Genomic DNA, 22,618 nt, shown 5'->3' with positions numbered 1-22,618 from the left:
GCACAGCAGAGGGGAGTGGCAGCGGTGACGCTGACCATCGGAGTCGACGTCGGTGGCACGAAGGTGGCCGGCGGTGTCGTGGACGACACCGGCGCGGTACTCGTGCAGACGCGACGGGACACCCCCGCCGACGACGTGGCCAAGACCCGCGACGTCATCATCGAGGTGGTCACCGAGCTGGCCACCGGCCGCACGGTCGAGGCCGTCGGCATCGGCGCGGCCGGCTGGATCGACGCCTCCCGCTCCACCGTGCTCTTCGCCCCCAACCTGGCCTGGCGGGACGAGCCGCTGCGCGAGTACGTCGGCAACGCCACCGGCCTGCCGGTGATCGTGGAGAACGACGGGAACGTGGCCGCCTGGGCGGAGTTCCGCTACGGCGCCGCCCGCGAGGCCGACGACTCGATGGTCATGTTCACCATCGGCACCGGCGTCGGCGGGGGCATCGTGCTCGGCGGCGAGCTGGTCCGGGGCGCCCACGGCATCGCCGCCGAGCTGGGCCACATGCTCACCGTGCCGGACGGCCACCAGTGCGGCTGCGGCCGGCTGGGCTGCATCGAGCAGTACGCCAGCGGCAGCGCCCTGGTCCGCTTCGCCCGGGCCGCCGCCCGGCAGGAGCCGCACCGGGCCACCGCGCTGCTGGAGCTGGCCGACGGCGAGGCCGAGGCGATCACCGGCCCGATGGTGACCGCCGCGGCCAAGGGCGGCGACCCGGTCTCCACCGAGGCGTTCGCCCAGGTCGGCCGCTGGCTCGGCACCAGCCTCGCCGACATGGCGCAGATCCTCGACCCGCAGGTGCTGGTGGTCGGCGGCGGCGTGATCGACGCCGGCGACCTGCTGCTCGGCCCGACCCGACGGTCGTTCACCGACGCCCTGGCGCAGCGCAGCCGCCTGCCCGTCGCCGAGGTGCGCCCGGCCGAGCTGGGCAACACCGCAGGCGTGATCGGCGCCGCCGACCTGGCCCGGCGGATCTGACGTGGCGGGTCCGGGTGTGCCGCTGCGGGTGCTGTCGTACAACGTCCACAGCCAGCGCGACGACACCGCCGCGCTGGCGGAGGTGGTCCGGGAGGCCGCCCCGGACGTGGTGATCGTCCAGGAGGGACCGCGCCGGTTCCGGTGGCGGCAGAAGTCCGCCACGCTGGCCGAGTCGTTCGGCATGGTGCTGGCGGCCGGCGGCCTGCCGTCGCTGGGCAATCTGTTGCTGACCACCCTGCGGGTGCGGGTCACCGAGACCCGCTGCCAGCGCTACCCGCTGACCCCGGGCCGGCACCTGCGCGGCGCGGCGTACGCGCGGTGCCGGGTGGGCGGGGTCGACTTCCTGCTGGCCGGCTCGCACCTGTCCACCGACCCGGCGGAGCGGCCGGCCCAGGCGGCGGCGTTCAAGCGGGAGCTGGCCGCGTCGCCGCTGCCCGTGGTGGCCGGCGCGGACCTCAACGAGGGGCCGGACGGGCCGGCCTGGCGGACCGTCGCCGAGGGGCTGACCGACACCGCGGTGGCCGCCGACCGCGCCGACCGGCACACGTTCTCCTGCGCCGACCCGCGCCGCCGCATCGACGCGCTCTTCGTCGACCCGCGGATCACCGTGGCCGACTACGACGTGGTCGACACCCCGCGCACCCGCCGGGCCAGCGACCACTTCCCGGTCCTGGTCGACCTGCTGCTGCCCACCGACTGACCGCCCCGGCGCGCGCCGCGGCCGCGCGTCCGGGTGGGCCGTGGCGGACTGGACGGCTGGACAACGGCGGGCATTGTCGGCAGGATTTCGCACCGACCGGCACGCGTGCCGCACAAAAGGAGATGTCCCGGTGTCCTCCTCCACCGACCTCGGTCGCCCCGACCCGGACCCGACCGTCGTCCCGAGCCGGGACGACCGACCGGTCTCCGACCGGGGCGACACGGTCTGCGTCATCGGCGCCGGCGCCAGCGGCCTGACCGCCGTCAAGAACCTCCGCGAGGCCGGCTTCGGCGTGGACTGCTACGAGCGGGAGACCGGCGTCGGCGGCGCGTGGAACTGGCGGCACGACCGCAGCCCGGTGTACGCCAGCACGCACCTCATCTCGTCCCGGCCGTTCACCCAGTTCCCGGACTTCCCGATGCCGGACGACTGGCCGGACTACCCGCACCACAGCCAGCTGCTGTCCTACTTCGAGCGGTACGCCGACCACTTCGACCTGCGCCAGCACGTCTGGTTCGGCACCGAGGTGGTCCGGGTCGAGCCGGTCGAGGGGGACCGGTGGGACGTGACCACCCGCAGCACCGGCGGCTACGGCCCGGAGCGCACCTCCCGTTACGCCGCCGTGGTGCTGGCCAACGGGCACAACTGGTCGCCGAAGCTGCCCCGCTACGAAGGGCTGGAGGAGTTCCGCGGCGAGGTCATGCACGCCTCCTCCTACAAGGACCCGGCGCAGCTGCGCGGCAAGCGGGTGCTGGTGGTCGGCGCCGGCAACACCGGCTGCGACATCGCGGTCGAGGCGGCCCAACAGGCGTCGCACTGCTGGCACTCCACCCGGCGCGGCTACTGGTACGCCCCGAAGTACGTTCTCGGCCGCCCCGCCGACCAGGTGAACGACACGCTGCTGGCGTTGCGGGTGCCGCTGCGGGTGCGGCAGTGGCTCTACCACTGGACGCTGCGGCTGACCGTCGGCGACCTGACCCGGTTCGGCCTGCCGAAGCCCGACCACCGGGTCTACGAGACGCACCCGATCGCCAACAGCCAGCTCGTCTACTACGTCGGCCACGGCGAGATCACCCCGGTGCCGGACGTGGCCCGGTTCCACGACCGCACGGTGGAGCTGACCGACGGGCGGCGGATCGACCCGGAGCTGGTCGTCTTCGCCACCGGCTACCTGCCGCGCTTCGAGTTCCTCAAGGGCCGGGTGCTCGGCGACGAGGACGGCTCCGGCCGCCCCCGGCTCTGGCTGAACGCCTTCACCGCCGGCCATCCCACGCTGGCCGTGGTCGGTCTGGTGCAGCCGGATTCCGGCATCTTCACCATCTCGCACTGGCAGAGCGTGCTCTTCGCCCGGTTGCTCACGCTGCGCGCGACCCGGCCGGAGCGGGCCGAGGCGTTCGACCGCCGGGTCCGCGCCGGGCTCGGCGAGCGGTACTCGGCGAAGGTCAAGGACAGCACTCGGCACTGGTTCGAGGTCGGGCACGCCGACTACCTGCGCGCCCTGCAGCGCGCGCTGCACGAGCTGGAGGGAAGCAAATGACCCGGGTGCGGGTGGTGCGGGGCTGGGAGTGGGCCCGGCCGGAGCGGCCGGTGCGGCGCGAGGTGCTGGCCGCGGTGCCCGAGCGGGAGGAGGCCAAGCCGCCGCTGCTGTTCGTCCCCGGGTTCGGGCACGGCGCCTGGGCGTTCGCCGAGCACTGGCTCGGCCACGCCGCCGAGCGCGGTTTCCCGGCGTACGCGCTGAGCCTGCGCGGGCACGGTGGCAGCGAGCCGGCGCCGGAGGCGACGCTGCGCTCGTACACCCATGACGTGGTCCAGGTGGCGGCGAGCCTGCCGCGGCAGGCGGTGCTGGTGGGGCACGGCGCCGGCGCCCGGGTGGTGGCGCACGCGATGTCCCGATACCCGGCGCGGGCCGCGGTGCTGGTGGCGCCGGTGCTCGGCGGGTGGGCGACGGTCGGCACGGCCCTGCGCCGCAACCCGGCCGGCACGCTGCCGGCGGTCTTCGGCGCGGGGCTGCGGCTCAACCGGCGGCAGCTGTTCAGCCGGGAGCTGCCCGACGCCGACGCCCGCCGGCACGTGGCGCGGCTGGGTCGGGCCGGGCGCCGGGCGCAGTGGCAGCTGCTCACCGGCCGGCAGCCCGAGCCGGCGGTGGGCCGGCCGCCGGTGCTGGTGCTGGGCAGCCCGGACGACCGGGTGCTGCCGCCGGCCGCGCTGACCCGGGCGGCCCGCCGCTACGCCTCCGCGCCGCTGCTGTTCCCCGGCATGGGCCACGACCTGATGCTCGACGCCCGCTGGCGGGAGCCGCTCGACGCGCTCCTGGACTGGCTGGACAAGGACCCGGTGCCCGCACCGCGCGGCTGAGCGCTCAGCGGGGAGCGGACCGCCGGGCGACCAGTGACCCGCTCTCCTCCAGCGCGCTCAGGTAGGACGCCGCCCACGCGTGGATGTCGTTGTGGGCCACGTGCTCCCGCATGGCGCGCATCCGGGCCGCGACGTCCTCCGGGCCGGCCCGCAGCGCGGCGAGCAGCCCCTGCTTCAGGCCGTCCAGGTCGTGCGGGTTGACCAGGTACGCCTGCTCCAGCTCGGCGGCCGCGCCGGCGAACTCGCTGAGCAGCAGCGCGCCGGTGCCGTCGACCCGGGCCGCCACGTATTCCTTGGCGACGAGGTTCATCCCGTCGCGCAGCGGGGTCACCGCCATCACGTCGGCGACCCGGTAGAGCGCGACCAGCTCGGCCCGGTCGAACGGCTGGGTGAGGTAGTGGATCGCCGGCTCGCCGACCCGGCCGAACTCACCGTTGATCCGGCCGACCTGGTGCTCCACCCGGTCGCGCAGGATCTGGTACTGCCCGACCCGGTCCCGGCTGGGCACCGCCACCTGCACCAGCACGGTGTCGCGCACCTTGACGTCGCCGCTGGCCAGCAGCTCGCGGTAGGCCTTCAACCGCTGCTCGATGCCCTTGGTGTAGTCCATCCGGTCGACGCTGAGGATGACCTTCTCCGGCTGGCCCAGGTCCTGCCGCAGCCGGCGGGCCCGGTCGGCGACCTCGGGCCGGGCGGCGAGCGCGGACATCTCGGCGGTGTCGATGGCGACCGGGAACGCGCCGATGCGCACCACCCGGTCGTCGACGGCGATCCGCCGGTCGGTCGCGGACAGGCTGAGCACCTTCGCGGCGAGCTGGGCGAAGTTGTGCGCGGCCTGGGCCCGCTGGAAGCCGATCAGGTCGGCGCCGAGCATGCCGCGCAGCAGCTCGGCCCGGCGGGGCAGCTGCATGAACAGCTCCGGCGGCGGGAACGGCACGTGCAGGAAGAAGCCGATCCGCAGGTCGGGGCGGAGGCCGCGGAGCAGGCCGGGCACCAGTTGGAGGTGGTAGTCCTGCACCCAGACCAGCCCGCCCGGCTCGGCCACCTCGGCGGCGGCCTCGGCGAACCGCTGGTTGACCCGCTGGTACGCCTCCCACCAGCGGCGGTGGTACTCCGGCTGCTCCACCGCGTCGTGGTAGAGCGGCCAGAGGGTGGCGTTGGCGAAGCCCTCGTAGTGGTCGCGGAAGTCCTCACCGGTGAGCGGGACGGTGTGCATCCGGACCCCGTCCACGTCGGGCAGGGCGGGCGCCGGACCGGTGCCGCCGGCCCAGCCCACCCAGGTGGCGGGGGTGTGCCGGAGCAGGGGGTGCAGGGCGCTCACCAGGCCGCCGGGGCTGCGGCGCCACTCGAAGGCGCCGTCGGGCGCCACACTGTCGTCGATGGGGAGGCGGTTGGCCACCACCACGAGGGGGCTCTGTCGCATCTCGGGCAATCCGCTCAGCAGGGGACCGGTGCCCGGAGGGGACGCAAGCCGGACAGCCGGTGCGGGAAGTGACGTTCAGCGGTATTCCTACTGACCGTAAGTTACACCCCTGTTACACGGCGAGCCGGGGCGCGCGGCGTCCCGCGATCCGGGCGGCCGCTGTCCGCGGCCTCAGACCACCGCGCCGTTGTCCGGGTCGTCCTCGTCCCGGTCGCCCGGGCGCAGCCGCCACACGAGCATCACGAAGCCGGCCAGGATGCCGGTGAAGCCGAGCAGGGTCACCACCGACGGGTCGACCAGCGACACCACGGTGGGGGAGAGGAAGAGCAGGAAGCCGAGCACGACACAGAGCACGCCCAGCACCGCGTACTTCGAGAAGCGCGGCAGCGGTGGCGGCGGGGGCGGGGTGTAGTGCTCCTCCTCGGCGTCGCCCGGCAGGTCGGCGCCGAACGTGTCCAGGCCGTCCAGCAGGGAGGGCTCGTCGGACCGGTCACGGCCGAGCGAGACGCCGGAGACGTCCGCCGCGTAGGGCAGCCGTCGCACGTCGGTGGCGGTCGGGCTGGCCGGCTCCTCGGCGCGGCCGGCGGTGGCGCCGGCCGGCGGGACCGGGTCGTCCACGTCCTCGGCGGCCGGCCAGGGGTGGCTGCCCGCGGTCGGCGTGGTGTGGAAACCGGCCACGATCTTGGCCCACTCGGCCTCGATGTCCGGCTCGTCCGGGCGCGGCGGGTCGTCGGACCCCTCGTCGGCGAGCTGGGTGAGGTAGTCCCGCGCGGTGGTCAGGTGGGACCGGTCGACGTAGAGCCGGTCGACCGGTCGGGCCGGCACGGTGGTGGTGCGGGTCACCGGGTTCAGGTCGGCCGAGGGCTGGAGGTATGCGGCGATGCCGCCGGCGGCGAGCACGTCGAGCAGGTGCTCACCCACGCGCGGATCGACGTCGCCCGCGACCGCGTACTCGGCCGCGTCGAGCCCGTTGTCCCGCCGTCCCCGACGGGGCCCGCCCCCTGACACCGGACACCCCCTTCGCCGTCGTGCTCTGAATCCTGACACGCCGGCACCCGGTTCCGGGAGTGCGTTGTGGCGTGCCGCTCGTGCTTCGTACCCTCTTCCCGCACGGTCCCGCGCGTCGCCACCCCACCCGGAAGGACCCCGGTGCTGTACTGGCTGCTGAAGTACATCATCCTCGGCCCAGTGTTGCGGCTGGTCTTCCGCCCGCAGGTCGAGGGTCTGGAGCACGTGCCGGCGACCGGCCCGGTGATCCTGGCCAGCAACCACCTCTCGTTCTCCGACTCAATCTTCACACCGCTGATCGTCAAGCGAAAAGTCACCTTCATCGCAAAAGCGGAATACTTCACCGGCCGGGGCCTCAAGGGCTGGCTGACCAAGATGTTCTTCGTCGGATCCGGCACCATCCCGGTCGACCGCACCGGCGGTCGGGCTGCCCGGGCGGCGCTCGACACCCAGCTCCAGGTGCTGCGCGCCGGGGGCATCGCCGGCATCTACCCCGAGGGCACCCGCTCCCCGGACGGCCGGCTCCACCGGGGCAAGACCGGCGTCGCCCGGCTCGCCCTGGAGAGCGGCGCGCCGGTGGTCCCGATGGCCATGCTCAACTCCGACGCCATCCAGCCCACCGGGCAGATCGTGCCCAACCTCGGTCGGGTCCGGATCCGCTTCGGGCCCCCGCTGGACTTCTCCCGCTACGCCGGCATGGCCGGTGACCGGTTCGTCGAGCGGGCCGTCACCGACGAGATCATGTACGAGCTGATGGAGCTCTCCGGCCGCGAGTACGTCGACACGTACGCCCAGAAGGCGAAGGCCGCGCCCCGGGAGCCGGTGCCGGCCTGAGGCGCCGCGGGCCGGGTCAGCAGGCCATCGCCGGACCGGCGTCCGGCACCGGACGCCGGGCCAGCGCCAACAGCCCGGGAGCCTCGTTGCGCTGGGCGAACGCGTGCACCTCGGCCAGCGGCCCGGCCGCCCCGGGGTCGCCGGCCAGCGTCAGCTCCCCCACGGCCAGCGCCAGGGCCAGCATCCGGTCGGTGACGTCCGGGATGCCGGCGTAGATCTCCGCGCCGGCCAGGTGCAGCTCGGCGGCCCGGCGATGGTCGCCGTCCGCCGCCGCCACGGCGCCGGTGACCGTCCGCAGCGCCGCCTCCGACCAGGGCGTCCGGTGTCCGAGCCGGTCCAGCATCGCGCGGACCCGCACCGCCGCGTCCCGCCCGGACAGGGCCGCCGCGTACGCCGCCGCGGCGATCCACTCGCCGCTGGCCAGGGCCGGCACGCTCGACCAGGAGCCGGCCAGCTCGTCGACCAGCTCCGCCGCCTCCTCGGCCCGGCCCTGCAGCGCCCGGCAGAGCGCCGCCATGCCGAGCATGGTCCAGTGCGGTCGGTGGAAGCCGCTGAGCCGGGCGGTGTCCAGCGCCGCGGACACGTCGTCGCGGTACGCCGACCCGGTCGCCTCGGCCGCGCGGGGCGCGGGCGGCACCGGCTGGCCGCGCAGCACCCGCAGGCAGGACCGCAGGCCGCGCACCTGCATGTCCCACCCGCCGGTGGGAGTGTCCACGAACGCGTCGGCGGCGGTGAGCAGCCGGGCGAAGTCCCCGTCGAAGTAGGCCCGCATCGCCTCGCCGGAATAGCTCGTGGTCAGCGTCTGCCCGCTGGCCGTCCGGGTCGGGCCGGCGGTCAGCAGCGCGTCGGAGCGCAGCCAGTCACCCTCCTCGCGGACCGCGTACGCGAGGTTCTGCACCGCCCGGTGCAGCGCCAGCAACTGCTGCCCCCGGCTGAACTCGACGATGGCGCGCAGGTCGTCCAGCCCGGACCGGTCACCAGCCTGGTAGCGGGCGGTGGCGGCGGTGACCCGGGCGTTGGTGCGCGTCTCGGTCAGGCCCAGCCGCTCGGCGATCTCCGCCGCGGTCTCGGCGGCGGACACCGCCGCGTCCCGCTCGTAGTTGAGCATGTGCAGCCGGCCCAGCTCGGCGTACGCGTCGGCCTTCTGCGAGCTGTCCGGCAGCGGCTCGAACAGCCCCACCGCCCGGTCCAGGCAGGCCACCGCCGCCGTCCGGTCGGCGCGCAGCCAGGCGGCCTGGCCGAGCAGCGTCCACGCCCGGGCCGCGCAGGCGTCGTCGCCGTGCGCGAGCAGCCGGTCGGCCAGCGCCTGCAACTGCTCCGGCCCCCCGCCGGAGAGGAACGCGTTGCCGTCGCGGTAGAACGAGATCTCGGTGGCCAGCAGCTCCAGTTGCAGCCGGCCCACCGGGTCGCTGTCGTCGGCCAGGCCGAGCGCGCGCCCGGCGTGCGCGGCGGCGGCGTCCAGCCCGTGCAGGGCGTACGCCCGCCGGGCCGCCCGGTGCAGCGCGGCGCGGGCCGGGCCGGCGTAGCGGTGCGTCGGCAGGCCGAGCGTGCGGGCGATCTCGTGGGCCGCCCAGCGGTGGTGGGCGAGGACCTCGGCCAGGTCGGTGTCCCGGGTCTGCGACAGCGCGTCCAGCCAGTCCGCGGTCCGCTCGTGCCGGGCCACCCGCTCGGTGCGGGGCAGCCGCTGGTAGCAGACGTCGCGGACCAGCACGTGCCGGAACCGGAACTCGGCCTGCCCGGCCATCGTGGACGCCGACTGCTCGTGCACGAAGTCGCGCTGCTCCAGCCGGCGCAGCGCGCGTTCCACCGACTCCACCGGCTGCCCCAGCGCGGCGGCGACCGCGCCGGGCCAGAACTGCACGCCGACCACCGAGGCGGCCAGCAGCACCGCCCGGTCCTTGGCGTCGAGCAGGTCGACCCGGTTGGCGATGACCGAGTGCACGCTCTCCGGCATCGGCAGGTCGAGGTGCTTCTCCAGCGACCAGCCGCGCCCGGACTGGCGCAGCGCGCCCTGCTCGATCAGCATCCGGACGTACTCGTGGGCGTAGAGCGGGTTGCCGCCGGCCACCTCGACCAGCGGGGTGAGCATCTCGGCCGGGAACGCGGCCTGGCCGAACATGTGCGCGTAGAGCGACGCGATGCCGGTGTCCCGCAGCGGCGGCAGCGTGACGGTGACCGAGCCGGTGATCGTCCCGGCCCAGCTCGGATCCCGGTCGACCAGCTCCGGGCGGGCGGTGCAGAGCAGCAGCAGGGGAACCTCCCGGGCGGCGGCGCCGAGCAGCTCGACGAAGCGCAGCATGGCGTCGTCGGCCCAGTGCAGGTCCTCGAAGACCAGCACGGTCGGGCGGCGGGCCGCGAGCGCCAGCAGGAACCGGCGCCACGCCGACTCCGCCTCCTCGGCGGGCAGCGTCGTGCCGGTCAGCCCGACCAGTGGGCGCAGCGCGTCCACCAGGCGGTTCCGCTCGCCGGGGCCGACCAGCTCGGCGACCGCGGCGGCGAGGCGCTGGGCCGCGGTGGAGGCGGGGTCGGTGTCGAGGATGCCGGCCTCGGTCTTGACGATGTCGGCCAGCGCGGCGAACGTGACGTTCTCGCCGAACGGCGGGCACCGCCCGGTGCGCCAGGTCAGCGGCTCGTCGACCAGCCGGCCGGCGTGCCGGTGCAGCTCCCGGACCAGCCGGCTCTTGCCCAGCCCGGCCCGGCCGAACACGGTCACCACCTGCGGCAGCCGGTCGCGCAGCGAACGGTGCAGCGCGTTGACCAGCAGGCCCAGCTCGTGCTCGCGGTCGATCAGCGGGGTGGTGTCCGGCTCCCGGTCGGTGGGTTGCCGGCGGACCGGGGCGAGCGCCAGCCAGACCTCGGTGGGGGAGGAGCGGCCCCGCAGCGTGACCGGCGGCTGCTCGTCGTAGCGGATGGCGTCCTTGGTGAGCGCGTGGGTCACGCCGCAGACCAGCACCCCGCCGGGCGGGGAGACCGACTGCATCCGGGAGGCCGTGTTCACCACGTCGCCGGCGACGATCGCCTGCCCGCCGTCGCGGGCCGCGGCCACGTCCACCAGCGCCTCCCCGGTGGCCACCCCGACCCGGAAGCGCAGCTCGTCGTGGCCGGTGGGGGTGAAGCGGGTCAGCACCCGTTGCAGCTCCAGCCCGGCCCGGACGCACCGCAGCGCGTCGGTCTCGGTGGCCACCGGCGCGCCGAAGAGCGCCATGACCGCGTCGCCGATGTACTTCTCCACCACGCCGCCGTACTGCCCGACCACCCGGCGGGCGGCGGAGAAGAAGCCGGTCTGCATGCCGCGCACCTGTTCCGGGTCGGCGCGCTCGACGTACGGCGTGAAGTCGATGAGGTCGACGAAGAGCACGCTGACCCGGCGCCGGTCCTCCTGCGGCGTGGGCACCGACTGCCGGGCGCCCGGGCGCGGCGAGCCGCAGGTGGTGCAGAAGGCCACGTCGGTCGCGAGCGGGCGCAGGCAGTGCGGGCAGACCGCGCCCAGCTCGGCGCCGCAGCCACCGCAGAACCGGTCGCCGTCGGCCGCGGTACGTCCACAACGGTCACACTGCGCGGAGATGACAGGCCTCCACTGGGTCGGTCGGCCGGTGTCGGCCGGGCGCCGCCCCCCGCGGCGTCACCGTGAGTATCCCGGGCGCCGCCAATGTCAGGTACCGGGCTGTTGGTTTGTGGACACTCGTCCGGGCGGTCGAGGGCGCGTGCGGCGACTACATTCATCCCCGCCGGACGAGGACGACGTGACCAAGGGGGATCTCATGGTGTTCGTGAAGCTGGAGAGCGACTGGACCGACGGCGACGGCGTCGCCCACTCGGCGGGCGAGTCCGTCGACGTGGACGCGGCCACCCTGGCCAGCCTGCAGGCCGAGGGCATCGTCAGCGAGGGCTCCGCCGGGGGCAAGGACAAGAACGAGTGGGCCGGCCCGGGCAGCACCACCGCCTGGGCGGGACCGGGCAGCGCCGGCGTCTGACCGACGCGTACGACGAGGGCCGGGGCGTGTCGCCCCGGCCCTCGTCGCGTATCCGTCAGCGGTCGTTCATGCCGGCGCGGCGGCGCAGCGCGGCCACGTCGGTGACCACGATCCGGCGCCCCTCGGTGCGCAGCCAGCCGCGGCTGGCGAATGAGCCGATGGCCTGGTTGACGCTCTGCCGCGAGCCGCCGGCCATCTCGGCGAGCTGGCTCTGGTTCAGCTCGATCGTGATCATCGGGGCCTGGCTCTCGCCGGCCAGCCGGACCAGCGTCTTGGCCACCCGGCCGGGCAGGTCGAGGAAGACGTGGTCGGCGTTCTGCTCGGTGAGCCGACGGATCAGCTGGCCGAGCGAGCGCATCACCGCGTCGAGGATGCGCGGGTTGGAGTGGACCAGCTCCATGAAGGCGGGCCGGGACAGCGCCAGCGCGGCGCAGTCCTCGATGGCCTCGGCCGAGGCGGACCGGGTCGAGGCGTCCAGCAGGGAGACCTCGCCCAGCACGTCCGGGGGTCGGATCACCGACAGCACGGCCCGCTCGCCGGTGGGCGCGGTGCGGAACACCGCCACGGCGCCGCGGCGCAGCACGATCAGCGACTCGCCGGGGTCGTTCTCGACGAAGAGAAGTTGCCCCTTGCGGTAGGTGCGCGGGACGGCCGCGGCGATGACCCGCTGGCGCACCTCCGGCTCCAGCCCGGCGAACATCTCCACACCCGTGAGCGCGTCACCCGGCTCCGGCAGGCGAGACTCCACGGCCCAACCCCTCCCCGGTCAGAAGTCACCACTCGCACACCGGGTGAAGCTGTCAGTCCCGGTACGAGGCAGCTCAACCGGTTCGGCGCCCGACGGCGGTACACATCAGATCATGACGCCCCCGTCGCGTGCTGTACACCCCTGGAAACACTTCCGTGACCATGCCCGGTCTGCCGGCGGCACCGCGCCGACCTCGGCGGACGCCCCGGCGACGACCCCGCGACGGTGATGGGCGAGGATGGGGGCGATGGTCTACCGCTATTTCTACGACTGCGAATTCATCGAGGACGGCCGCACCGTCGACCTGGTGTCGATCGGCGTCGTCGACGAGTACGGCCGCGAGTTCTACGCGGTCTCCACGGAGTTCGACGACTCCCGGGCGGTGCCCTGGGTGCGGCGCAACGTGCTGGACAAGCTGCCGTCGCCGGCCGACCGGGCCTGGCGCTCGCGCGAGCGGATCCGGGACGACCTGCACGAGTTCCTGCTGGCGCCGGTGCGGGACCGCCCGGGCGAGCAGCTGGAGCTGTGGGCCTGGTACGCGGCGTACGACCACGTGGTGCTGGCCCAGCTCTGGGGCGCCATGCCGGCGCTGCCCCGGGAGATCCCCCGGTTCACCAAGGAACTGCGCCAGCTCTGGGACGACCGGGGACGGCCCCGGCTGCCCGGCGCCGAGGCGGACCGGCACGACGCGCTCGTCGACGCCCGGCACAATCTGGCCCGCTGGCGGGCGATGACGGCTCGGGAGGTTTGACCCGTTCCGCCCGGGGCACGGGAGCGGCATCACGCCGATCCGAGACAGGAGTGCCCATGAGCAACGAGCCGACCAGCGCCGCCGAGGCCCGCGGCCGGGTCACCGAACTGATCCGGGACGCCCGGATCTGCCTGCTCACGACCAGTGCGGTGGACGGGCGCCTGGTCAGCCGCCCGATGGGGCTGCAGGAGGCGGAGTTCGACGGGGACCTCTGGTTCTTCGCCTACGCCGACTCGGCCAAGGTCCGCCAGATCCGGGTGAACCCGCAGGTCAACGTCGGCTTCTCGGACCAGCGGCACAACGCCTGGGTGTCGGTGGCCGGCACCGCCACCGAGGAGTGGGACCGGGCGCGCGCCGAGAAGCTGTGGAACCCGCTGCTCAAGGCGTGGTTCCCGGACGGCCTGGACACGCCCGGCATCACGCTGATCAAGGTGCACGCCGGTTCGGCGGAATACTGGGACTCGCCGGGCAGCACGGTGGTCAACCTGCTCGGCTTCGCCAAGGCGGCGGTCACCGGGAAGCCGCCGAAGGCGGGGGAGAACCACGAGGTCAGCTACTGACCGGTAGCCGGTCCGGGGGTCGGGACGGTCCGGGGCGCGGTATCGGCGCGCACCAGCGACGACTACAGTTCGCACTGACGGCCCGCCCCGGGCCGGCAACGGCGCCGATGGTCTGATCTGACACATATCCTGGGGCTTATCCGGGCTTCACCTGATGCTCCAGGAGGATGAGCAGATCATGCGTATCGGCGTGCTCACCGGCGGCGGCGACTGCCCAGGTCTCAACGCGGTCATTCGGGCGGTGGTCCGCAAGGGCGTCGCCACCTACGGTCACGAGTTCGTGGGCTTCCGGGACGGCTGGAAGGGCCCGCTGGAGGGCCTGACCAAGCCGCTGGGCATCGCGGAGGTGCGCGGCATCCTGCCGCGCGGCGGCACCATCCTCGGCTCCTCCCGGACCAACCCGTTCAAGATCGAGAACGGCGTGGAGCGGATCAAGGAGAACCTTGCCGCGCAGGGCGTGGACGCCCTGATCGCGATCGGCGGCGAGGACACCCTCGGCGTCGCCACCAAGCTGCACGAGCTGGGCGTCAACGTGGTCGGCGTGCCGAAGACGATCGACAACGACCTCGGCGCCACCGACTACACGTTCGGCTTCGACACCGCGGTCAACATCGCGATGGAGGCGATCGACCGCCTGCACACCACCGCGGAGAGCCACCACCGCACCCTGGTCGTCGAGGTGATGGGCCGGCACGCCGGCTGGATCGCCCTGCACGCCGGCCTCGCCGGCGGCGCCAACGTGATCCTGCTGCCGGAGCGGCAGTTCGACGTCGAGCAGGTCGCCGGCTACGTCGAGAAGCGCTTCCAGCACCAGTACGCCCCGATCGTCGTGGTCGCCGAGGGCGCCCAGCCGCTGGACGGCCAGATGGTGCTGCACAACCAGGAGCTCGACTCCTTCGGCCACGTCCGTCTCGGCGGCATCGGCCAGTGGCTGGCCGAGCAGCTGGAGGCCAAGACCGGCAAGGAGGCCCGCACCGTGGTGCTCGGGCACATCCAGCGCGGCGGCACCCCGACCGCGTTCGACCGGGTGCTCGCCACCCGGCTCGGCCTGCAGGCCATCGACGCCGTGCACGAGGGCGACTGGGGCAAGATGGTCGCGATGCAGAGCACGGACATCGTCCGGGTCCCGCTGGCCGAGGCCACCCGGGAGCTGAAGACCGTGCCGCTGGAGCGGTACGCCGAGGCCGAGGTCTTCTTCGGCAGCTGAGGTGTAAGGAGGGGCCCCCTGTTAACGCCTCGTGCATAGCAGGGGCCCCCTCTTAACAGTTGTCGGAGCGGGACGAGGAGGCACGGTGGGCGGGCACACGGTCGCGGTGATCGGCGCGGGCAAGATCGGCGAGCTGATGCTCTCCGGGCTGCTCCGCTCCGGCTGGCCGGTCGAGCGGCTGCTCGCCACCGCCCGGCGCCCCGCCCGCGCGCAGGAGCTGACCGACCGCTACGGCGTGCGGGTGGTGGACAACCCGACCGCGGTCGAGGAGGCCGACGTGCTGGCCGTCTCGGTCAAGCCGCAGGACGCCGCCGCGCTGCTCGACGAGATCGGCCCGAAGGTCCCCGCCGGCAAGCTGGTGATCTCGCTCTGCGCCGGCCTGCCGACCGCGTTCTTCAACCGGCGGCTGCCCGAGGGCACTCCGGTGGTCCGGGTGATGACCAACACCCCGGCGCTGGTCGACGAGGCGATGAGCGCCATCTCGGCCGGCGCGCACGCCACCGGGGAGCACCTGGCGCTGGCCGAGGAGATGTTCTCCCCGCTCGGCGCCACCGTCCGGGTGCCCGAGTCCCAGCAGGACGCGGTGACCGCGCTCTCCGGCTCCGGCCCGGCCTACTTCTACCTGCTGGTCGAGGCGATGATCGACGCCGGCATCCTGCTCGGCCTGCCCCGCCAGGTGGCGCACGAGCTGATCGTGCAGACCGCCATCGGCTCGGCGGTGATGCTGCGCGACTCCGGCGAGCACCCGGTCAAGCTGCGCGAGGCGGTCACCTCACCGGCCGGCACCACCATCTCCGCGATCCGCGAGCTGGAGAACCACGGCGTACGCGCGGCCATGCTGGCGGCGCTGGAGGCGGCCCGCGACCGCGCCCGCGAACTGGCCGCCCAGGCCGACTGAGGGGCAAGGCGGGAGCAACGCTCGAAACCTGTGGATGAGCGCCGTGGAGGGCAGAGCCCGCAGGCCCGCACGAGCCGCACAGTTCGGTCTGTGCCGAACCATCCCGGCCCTAGGGTCGAGGACTCGGACAGCTGAGAGGGGAACAGACGGAATGAGCGACGACACTCCCGTCACCGATGACCGCGACCCGGCCCGAGTCATCGAGGACGCCGTCGCACATGCCCTACGGCTGGCGGAGACCTGGCCGGCGTGGGACGGGCAGCCCCGCACCGCCGGGGACCGGGTCTACACCCCGCACAAGGCGATTCGTCGTCTCGCCGACCACCTTCTGGACCACCTCGCCGAACTCGAGGCGCGCCTGGCAGGGCAACCGCCCCTGCCCGACCACTGGCACGCCTCCGCCATCACCACCCCGGCCGACCTCGCCCCCTTCACCCTCGAGGATCTGGACGAAGCCCGCAGCCGACTGACCAGGTTGGCGCAGATCTGGTCACTGCGTCTCCGCGCGCTCGACGACGAGCGCCTCGACCGGGTCGAAGGAGACGCCTGGACGCTGCGCCAGGTCGCCTTCCACCTCGACAACACCTTCTACGCCGACGCCGTCGGCGACCTCACCACACAACGCGAAGGGTGAACGACACCCATCGCGGCAGCGACTCAATCAGGATCTTTCATCGACCACTCCCGACAACTGCTCGAAGGCGGTCCGCCGTTCGACCTCTTCGGTAGAGGTCGGGCCTCGCCGTAGGCGTCCCGGCCACGCGGGTCCACCCGCGTGACGACGTGGCCGCGTGATGGCGGTCTACCGCAGCCGCAACGTGTTGGCCGGCCCGCTCACCGCGGATCGGCTCAGCGCCGTCGAGCTGCCTCGCACGCCACGGGGCCGGCGCGGCTGCCGGCCAGACGACGTCGACCTGTTGCCGCACCGGCTCGTCCCCGAGTTGCCGGAGCGGGCCCGCCTGTCGGACGACGCCCCGGACAAGAACGACCGGATCGAGCCGCCTGGCAGGCTGACGTGTGGGCGGCCGGGCGCGACACCACCGCGCGGGGCGCGGATGACGGGCCGCCTTCGGGTCATGTCGTGCCCCATACTGGCCCGGTGTTCACTCTCGCCCAGGCGCGACATCTGGTCGCCACGCTGCGGCCGCGCGTCGACGAGCTGATCCGGCACCGGGCCGACCTCGCCGAGCTGCGGGTCGACCTGGCCGACCACGGCGCCAGCGCGCTCGGCGGGCTCGCGGAGGTGAAGGCGCTGGAGGCCCGGCTGCACACCGTCGTGGAGGAGTTCCACCAGCACGGCATCGAGGTCAAGGGGATCGCCCCGGTGCTGCTCGACTTCCCCGGCGAGCGGGACGGGCGGGCGGTGCTCTGGTGCTGGCTGGAGGGAGACACCGACGTCCGCTGGTACCACCGGGTCGAGTGCGGCTTCGCCGGCCGCCGCCCGGTCTGAGCCGGCGTGGCGACGGGTGACGTGCGTCGGGCGGTGCCGGCGGACGCCGACGAGCTGGTCCGGCTGCGCGGGCTCATGCTCGCCGCGATGAGTGGCAGCCCGACCGCGCCGGGCCGGTGGCAGGAGGTGGCGCGGGACAACCTGCGCGCCTGGCTGGCGGAGCCCGATCCGTGGGTGGCCGCCTTCGTGGTCGACGCGCCGGAGGGCACCTCGTTGGCCGCGTGCGCGGTGGGCACGGTCGAGCGGCGGCTGGGTGGCCCGGACGATCCGAGTGGCCTGGTCGGGTCCGTCTTCAACGTCAGTACCGACCCGGCACACCGCCGGCGGGGCCACAGTCGCGCCTGCGTCGCCGCGCTGCTGGCCTGGTTCCGTGGTCGGGGCGTACGCCGGATCGATCTGCGGGCGACGGCCGCCGGCCGGCCGCTCTACCGCGCGCTGGGCTTCCGGGAGACCGCTGACCCGGGGATGCGGTTGACCCTTCCCGCCGAGGTGGACTGAGCGCCGGGCCGGCGGGCTGTCCCGCCGGCCCGGCCTCCGTCCGTCAGCTGTCCGCGTAGCGGCGGGCGGCGGCGAGGGCGGCGCGCAGCCGCTGCGCGTCGACCGGTCCCGGCCGCTCCCAGTCGCCGTCCGTGGCGTAGATGCTCGCGTACGCGCTGGTGTCGCGCTGGAACCGCCAGCCCTCGGCGAGCGGCCCGACGTCGACCGCGTCGTAGCCCAGTGAGTCGAGGAACGCCGTGACGGTGGCCTTGGCCCCGTCGTCGTCACCGGCGATCGGCAGGGCGGTCCGCTCCGCCGCGCCGGCCGGGCGGCCCAGCACCCGCAGGTGTGCGAAGTAGATGTTGTTGAAGGCCTTGACCACACGCGATCGCGGCAGGTGCCGCTGGAGCAGTTCGCTGGTGGTGGTCGACTCGTCGTCCAGCTCCGGGAAGCTCCCGTCGCGCTCCGGGTAGTAGTTGTTCGTGTCGATCACGATCTTTCCGGCGAGCGGTGCCGTCGGCACCTCGCGGTAGGCCCGCAGCGGGATCGTGACGACCACCAGGTCGCCGGCGGTCGCCGTCTCGTCCGGGGTGGCCGCACGGGCCCGGGGGCCCAGCTCGGCCACCAGGTCCCGCAGCGTCTCCGGGCCCCGCGAGTTGCTGAGCACCACGTCGTGGCCGGCGTCCACCGCGAGCCGGGCCACCGTGCCGCCGATGTTGCCGCTGCCGATCAGTCCCACAGTCGTCATGTCCGATGCCAACCCCGGCGGGACGCGGCCGCATTCCCTGGCGGAATCCTTCAACTGCCCACGCGTGGCCGGCAACGATTTGTATGGACAAGTCTCTATCTACTGAGACTGCAAATCGGTGATCTTCCATGCATGGTGATCTCATTGATATCTATCTCTCACCACCACTTCCCACCCCCAGGAGTGCGACGTGCGGAGATCCCGTCTTGCCACCCTCGCCCTGTCCCTCGCCACGTCGATCGGGGTCGCGCTGACCCTGACCGCCGCGCCCGCCCAGGCCGCCCCGTCCGACCGGTACGTCGCGCTCGGCGACTCGTACGCCTCCGGCGTCGGCGCCGACAGCTACACCTCCGAGAGTGGCAACTGCCTGCGCAGCACGAACGCCTACCCGGCGCTCTACAACGCCAACATCCGGCCCGCCTCGTACCGCTCGGTCGCCTGCTCCGGCGCGACCACCGCGGACGTCATCAACGGCCAGCTCTCCGCGCTCTCCTCCACCACCACGCTGGTCAGCGTCACGATCGGCGGCAACGACGTCGGCTTCGCCTCGATCATGAGCACCTGTGTGCTCCAGGGTGAGACCCAGTGCGTGGCGGCCGTGGAGTCGGCCATGAACATCGCCCGCACGCAGATGCCCGGGCGACTCGCCAACGTCTACAACGGCATCCGGAACCGGGCGCCCTCGGCCCGGGTGGTGGTGGTCGGCTACCCGGTCTTCTACCAGCTCGGCGCGGCCTGCGTCGGGCTCAGCGCCACCTCCCGCGCGAAGATCAACGAGGGCATCAACCTGCTGGACGACATCACCCGGACGGCCGCCACCTCGGCCGGCTTCACGTTCGCCGACGTCCGGTCCATCTTCGTCGGGCACCAGCTGTGCAGCTACGGCACGAAGTGGCTGCACGCGTTGAACGTGCTGAACCTGACCGTCTCGTACCACCCGACGGCCGCGGGCCAGTCGGGCGGCTACTACCCGGTGTTCCGGTCCGCCGCCGGCTGACCGGCGCGTCGAACCGCGAGCGGCATGCCTCCGCTGGGAGGCATGCCGCTCCGCCGTTCTCCTCAGGCCGGCAGGACCTTCTCGATCGCCGCGCGCAGCTCGGGGTCCTCGGGCGTGGCCTGCGGGCCGAACCGGGCGGCCACCGAGCCGTCCGGCGCGACGAGGAACTTCTCGAAGTTCCAGCGCACGTCGCCGCTGTGCCCCTCGGCGTCCGGGGTGGACACCAGCGCGGCGTAGAGCGGGTGCCGCTCCGGCCCGTTGACGTCGACCTTCTCCGTCAGCGGGAACGTCACGCCGTAGTTCACCTGGCAGAACTCCTCGATCTCCGCGGCGCTGCCCGGCTCCTGGCCGGCGAACTGGTTGCAGGGCACCCCGAGCACGGTCAACCCCCGGTCGGCGTACCCGTCGGCGAGCGCCTGGAGGCCCGCGTACTGCGGGGTGAGGCCGCAGCGGGAGGCCACGTTGACCACCAGCAGGGCGCGGCCGCGGTAGCGGTCGAGGTCGGCCGGGCCGCCGCTGAGGGCGTCGATCTGCACGTCGAAAACGGTCATGCGACGAGGCTACGGGCCGGCGCGCCGATCGTCCCGCGCCACCCGTGAAATAGACGCATCTACATCTTGACGAAGTGATGACGGCGTGAGTAGCGTCTCAGCAATCAATTTGGAAAGTTTCCTAACTATTGGGGAGACGCCGTATGAAGAGATCGCTCCGCCGGGCCCTGTGGGCCGGCGCCGTGGTCGCGCTCGCGGTCGCCGCGGTGCCCATGACCACCGCGTCGGCCGCCGGCAGCGTCACCGCAACGTTCACCAAGGTGCAGGACTGGGGGACCGGTCACGAGACGCGGGTGACCGTCACCAACGGCACCGGCGCCAGCGTGAACGGCTGGCGCATCGAGTTCGACCTGCCCTCCGGGACCGCGATCAGCAGCTCCTGGGACGCCGACGTGACCCGCAGCGGCAACCACTACGTCGCGGTCAACAAGAGCTGGGCCGGGACGCTGGCCCCGGGCGCCAGCTTCAGCTGGGGCTACAACGGCAGCGGCGCCTACCAGGGACCGCTGAACTGCACCGTCAACGGTGGATCCTGCGCCGGTGGCGGCACCCCGCCGACCACGACCCCGCCGACGACGACGCCGCCCACCACCACGCCGCCGACGACCACCCCGCCGACGACGACGCCGCCGACCACCACGCCGCCCACCACCACGCCGCCCACCGGCGGCAAGAAGGTGGTCGGCTACTTCGCCGAGTGGGGCGTCTACGGCCGCAACTACCACGTCAAGAACATCCACACCAGCGGCTCGGCCGCGAAGCTGACCCACATCCTGTACGCCTTCGGCAACACCACCGGCGGGCGGTGCAGCATCGGTGACAGCTACGCCGACTACGACAAGGCGTACACCGCGGCGGACAGCGTCGACGGCGTCGCCGACACCTGGGACCAGCCGCTGCGCGGCAGCTTCAACCAGCTGCGCAAGCTGAAGAAGATGTACCCGCACCTCAAGGTCATCTACTCGATCGGCGGCTGGACCTGGTCGGGCGGCTTCACCCAGGCCGCGCAGAACCCGGCCGCGTTCGCCGAGAGCTGCTACAACATGGTCGAGGACCCGCGCTGGGCGGACGTCTTCGACGGCATCGACATCGACTGGGAGTACCCGAACGCCTGCGGTCTCAGCTGTGACAGCAGCGGCCCGAACGCGTTCAAGAACGTGATCGCCGCACTGCGGAGCAAGTTCGGCTCCTCGGCCCTGGTCACCGCGGCGATCACCGCCGACGGCAGCAACGGGGGCAAGATCGACGCCACCGACTACGCCGGCGCCGCGGCGAACCTCAACTGGCTGATGCCGATGACGTACGACTACTTCGGCGCGTTCAACGCCCAGGGGCCGACCGCCCCGCACTCCCCGCTCTACTCGTACAGCGGGATCCCGCAGCAGGGCTTCTGGTCGGACGCGGCGATCCAGAAGCTCAAGTCCAAGGGCGTGCCGGCCAACAAGCTGCTGCTCGGCGTCGGCTTCTACGGCCGGGGCTGGACCGGCGTGACCCAGACCGCACCCGGCGGCAGCGCCACCGGCGCGGCGCCCGGCACCTACGAGGCCGGTATCGAGGACTACAAGGTCCTCAAGAACACCTGCCCGGCCACGGCCACGGTCGGTGGCACGGCGTACGCCAAGTGCGGCAGCAACTGGTGGAGCTACGACACCCCGGCGACCATCGGCGGGAAGATGAGCTACGCCAACACCCAGGGCCTCGGTGGCGCGTTCTTCTGGGAACTCTCCGGAGACACGAGCAACGGTGAGTTGATCAGCGCCATCAAGGGCGGTCTCGGCTGAGCCGAGGCCGACGCACCAACCCTCGGCTGAGTCGAGGGCCGACGCACCACCCACCCGGCGGGGAGGGGCCGCACCGGCCCCTCCCCGCCCGCGTGGTCAGCCCCGCACGGCCCGTTCCCGGTGCTCCCGGGGCGACGACCCGTAGGCGGCCCGGAACGCGCGGCTGAAGTGCGCCGGGTGCGCGAACCCGCACCGGGCGCCGATCTGCGCGACGCTCAGCCCCCGCAGCCTCGGGTCGGCCAGGTCCCGCGCCGCCCGCTCCAGCCGGCCGGTCCGGATCAGCTCGCCGACCGTCGTACCGGTGCCCTCGAAGAGCCGGTGCAGCGACCGCACCGACAGGTGGTGCGCCGCCGCGACGGCGGCCGGGGAGAGGTCCGGGTCGGTCAGGTGCCGCCGGACGAACGCCGTCACCCGGGCCCGGAGCCCGGTGACCCGGACGTCGACCGGCAGTTCCCGCTCGACGTCCAGCAGCCCCGCCAGGGTGCCGGCGATCAGGTCCAGGGCGACCCGGTCGAGGTGCGGGGCGTCGGCCGGCGCGTACTGCTCCGGGTGCGCCGCGATCCGCCGCAGGAACGCGGCGAGCAGCGCGCCCATCCCGGTGCGGGCCGGGATGCCGGCGGCGAACAGCGCCGCCAGTCGGTGCGGGGCCAACGGCAACGCCCGGTGCGGCACCAGGGCCGTCAACGTCTCCACCACTCCCGGCGTCGCGCCGTCCGGTCGTAGCCGGGAGCCGTGCGGCCGGACGGTGTCGACCAGGGCGAACGCGGACGGGTCCAGCGGCGTCTCATGGCGCTGCTGGGTCATCACCCCACGCCCGGACAACGGCAGGGCGAGCTGGTACAGCTCCGGGTCGCCGCTGTCGATCAGGTGGGCCGGGCGGGTGAACTCCAACGACGGGTAACGCCAGACGCCGAGGCGGATCGTGCCGAGATCGACCACCCGGGCCGAGGCGGTGAAGTCGTCCGCGTGCGCGCTGCGGATGGTGGCCGTCGACGACTGCCGGGCGACGAGATCCTGCCAGAAGTCGAAGCGCTCGGCCGGGGGCAGCCGCGCGGTGTCGACGGATGTCACGGCGAGGATGGTCCGTCACCTCCGGGGGATGGCGCGGTCCGGTACCGTCCCGCGACCCGAGACTATCGACCCCCGGCGGCTGCCGCGGATCGAGGTGTGTGCCGGGCCGGGCG

At 73.5% G+C, this 22,618-nt stretch carries 22 protein-coding genes; 15 read left to right on the top strand and 7 right to left on the bottom strand.

Annotation, left to right across the window (positions count from 1 at the left end; all coding sequences use genetic code 11):
- The first annotated feature begins 24 nt into the window (after positions 1-24).
- The 4 genes from COO58_RS19850 (at position 25) to COO58_RS19835 (ending at position 4,027) form a co-directional block, all read left to right on the top strand.
- Complete coding sequence (locus COO58_RS19850; protein ID WP_091573224.1) at positions 25-972, top strand: ROK family glucokinase; 948 nt, start codon at positions 25-27, stop codon at positions 970-972.
- Between the two features lies 1 nt (position 973).
- Positions 974-1,672 (top strand): endonuclease/exonuclease/phosphatase family protein, encoded by a 699-nt coding sequence (locus COO58_RS19845; RefSeq protein WP_098746701.1) that lies wholly within the window; start codon positions 974-976, stop codon positions 1,670-1,672.
- Between the two features lie 130 nt (positions 1,673-1,802).
- Entirely contained in the window at positions 1,803-3,209 is a 1,407-nt protein-coding gene (locus tag COO58_RS19840) for an NAD(P)/FAD-dependent oxidoreductase (protein ID WP_091573226.1), read from the top strand.
- Positions 3,206-4,027: an alpha/beta hydrolase gene (locus COO58_RS19835; protein WP_091573227.1), complete on the top strand. Its 822-nt coding sequence runs from the start codon at positions 3,206-3,208 to the stop codon at positions 4,025-4,027. Before COO58_RS19840 ends, COO58_RS19835 begins: the two co-directional genes overlap by 4 nt.
- A gap of 4 nt (positions 4,028-4,031) precedes the next feature.
- Here the strand turns inward: COO58_RS19835 and COO58_RS19830 are convergent, their stop codons facing one another.
- Positions 4,032-5,450 (bottom strand): trehalose-6-phosphate synthase, encoded by a 1,419-nt coding sequence (locus tag COO58_RS19830; RefSeq protein ID WP_091573228.1) that lies wholly within the window; start codon positions 5,448-5,450, stop codon positions 4,032-4,034.
- A gap of 171 nt (positions 5,451-5,621) precedes the next feature.
- Positions 5,622-6,458, bottom strand: coding sequence for a DUF308 domain-containing protein (locus COO58_RS19825; protein WP_098746699.1), 837 nt, complete (start codon positions 6,456-6,458; stop codon positions 5,622-5,624).
- 141 nt (positions 6,459-6,599) lie between these two features.
- Between COO58_RS19825 and COO58_RS19820 the strand changes: the two genes are divergently transcribed.
- A complete protein-coding gene (locus tag COO58_RS19820) occupies positions 6,600-7,292 on the top strand; it encodes a 1-acyl-sn-glycerol-3-phosphate acyltransferase (protein ID WP_098746697.1) in 693 nt (230 codons plus the stop codon).
- A 16-nt stretch (positions 7,293-7,308) separates the two neighbouring features.
- Here the strand turns inward: COO58_RS19820 and COO58_RS19815 are convergent, their stop codons facing one another.
- On the bottom strand, positions 7,309-10,857 hold the full coding sequence (locus tag COO58_RS19815; RefSeq protein WP_141561935.1) for an adenylate/guanylate cyclase domain-containing protein: 3,549 nt from the start codon (positions 10,855-10,857) through the stop codon (positions 7,309-7,311).
- Positions 10,858-11,035: 178 nt separating this feature from the next.
- Between COO58_RS19815 and COO58_RS19810 the strand changes: the two genes are divergently transcribed.
- Entirely contained in the window at positions 11,036-11,266 is a 231-nt protein-coding gene (locus COO58_RS19810) for a hypothetical protein (RefSeq protein ID WP_245666182.1), read from the top strand.
- A gap of 55 nt (positions 11,267-11,321) precedes the next feature.
- Here the strand turns inward: COO58_RS19810 and COO58_RS19805 are convergent, their stop codons facing one another.
- Positions 11,322-12,014 carry a Crp/Fnr family transcriptional regulator gene (locus COO58_RS19805; protein ID WP_013287664.1) on the bottom strand — a complete coding sequence of 231 codons (693 nt, stop codon included), beginning with the start codon at positions 12,012-12,014 and terminating at the stop codon, positions 11,322-11,324.
- A gap of 247 nt (positions 12,015-12,261) precedes the next feature.
- On the opposite strand from COO58_RS19805, the gene COO58_RS19800 reads away from it, so the two are divergent.
- The 7 genes from COO58_RS19800 to COO58_RS19770 all read left to right on the top strand — a co-directional run bounded on the left by COO58_RS19800 (position 12,262) and on the right by COO58_RS19770 (position 17,378).
- Entirely contained in the window at positions 12,262-12,765 is a 504-nt protein-coding gene (locus COO58_RS19800; RefSeq protein ID WP_091573232.1) for a polyadenylate-specific 3'-exoribonuclease AS, read from the top strand.
- A 56-nt stretch (positions 12,766-12,821) separates the two neighbouring features.
- Positions 12,822-13,325 carry a pyridoxamine 5'-phosphate oxidase family protein gene (locus COO58_RS19795; RefSeq protein WP_091573233.1) on the top strand — a complete coding sequence of 168 codons (504 nt, stop codon included), beginning with the start codon at positions 12,822-12,824 and terminating at the stop codon, positions 13,323-13,325.
- Between the two features lie 178 nt (positions 13,326-13,503).
- A complete protein-coding gene (locus COO58_RS19790) occupies positions 13,504-14,532 on the top strand; it encodes a 6-phosphofructokinase (protein ID WP_091577173.1) in 1,029 nt (342 codons plus the stop codon).
- Positions 14,533-14,617: 85 nt separating this feature from the next.
- Positions 14,618-15,430, top strand: coding sequence for a pyrroline-5-carboxylate reductase (gene proC / locus COO58_RS19785; protein WP_091573234.1), 813 nt, complete (start codon positions 14,618-14,620; stop codon positions 15,428-15,430).
- Between the two features lie 151 nt (positions 15,431-15,581).
- Complete coding sequence (locus tag COO58_RS19780; protein WP_091573235.1) at positions 15,582-16,064, top strand: hypothetical protein; 483 nt, start codon at positions 15,582-15,584, stop codon at positions 16,062-16,064.
- 465 nt (positions 16,065-16,529) lie between these two features.
- On the top strand, positions 16,530-16,880 hold the full coding sequence (locus COO58_RS19775; RefSeq protein WP_091573236.1) for a DUF2203 domain-containing protein: 351 nt from the start codon (positions 16,530-16,532) through the stop codon (positions 16,878-16,880).
- A gap of 6 nt (positions 16,881-16,886) precedes the next feature.
- On the top strand, positions 16,887-17,378 hold the full coding sequence (locus tag COO58_RS19770; RefSeq protein WP_255292722.1) for a GNAT family N-acetyltransferase: 492 nt from the start codon (positions 16,887-16,889) through the stop codon (positions 17,376-17,378).
- Between the two features lie 43 nt (positions 17,379-17,421).
- Here the strand turns inward: COO58_RS19770 and COO58_RS19765 are convergent, their stop codons facing one another.
- Complete coding sequence (locus tag COO58_RS19765) at positions 17,422-18,105, bottom strand: NADPH-dependent F420 reductase (RefSeq protein WP_098746695.1); 684 nt, start codon at positions 18,103-18,105, stop codon at positions 17,422-17,424.
- Between the two features lie 190 nt (positions 18,106-18,295).
- Here COO58_RS19765 and COO58_RS19760 point away from each other — a divergent pair, with 190 nt between their 5' ends.
- A complete protein-coding gene (locus COO58_RS19760; RefSeq protein ID WP_098746693.1) occupies positions 18,296-19,102 on the top strand; it encodes an SGNH/GDSL hydrolase family protein in 807 nt (268 codons plus the stop codon).
- 62 nt (positions 19,103-19,164) lie between these two features.
- On the opposite strand, the gene COO58_RS19755 is transcribed toward COO58_RS19760, so the two are convergent.
- On the bottom strand, positions 19,165-19,653 hold the full coding sequence (locus tag COO58_RS19755) for a glutathione peroxidase (protein ID WP_098746691.1): 489 nt from the start codon (positions 19,651-19,653) through the stop codon (positions 19,165-19,167).
- Between the two features lie 143 nt (positions 19,654-19,796).
- Between COO58_RS19755 and COO58_RS19750 the strand changes: the two genes are divergently transcribed.
- Positions 19,797-21,434: a glycosyl hydrolase family 18 protein gene (locus COO58_RS19750; RefSeq protein ID WP_098746689.1), complete on the top strand. Its 1,638-nt coding sequence runs from the start codon at positions 19,797-19,799 to the stop codon at positions 21,432-21,434.
- A gap of 96 nt (positions 21,435-21,530) precedes the next feature.
- Here the strand turns inward: COO58_RS19750 and COO58_RS19745 are convergent, their stop codons facing one another.
- Positions 21,531-22,505 carry an AraC family transcriptional regulator gene (locus tag COO58_RS19745; protein WP_098746687.1) on the bottom strand — a complete coding sequence of 325 codons (975 nt, stop codon included), beginning with the start codon at positions 22,503-22,505 and terminating at the stop codon, positions 21,531-21,533.
- Between the last annotated feature and the right edge of the window lie 113 nt (positions 22,506-22,618).

The sequence above is a fragment of the Micromonospora sp. WMMA1996 genome, assembly GCF_002573675.1.
Taxonomy (GTDB): Bacteria; Actinomycetota; Actinomycetes; order Mycobacteriales; family Micromonosporaceae; genus Micromonospora; species Micromonospora sediminicola.
This window is presented reverse-complemented; position numbering and strand designations above follow the sequence as displayed.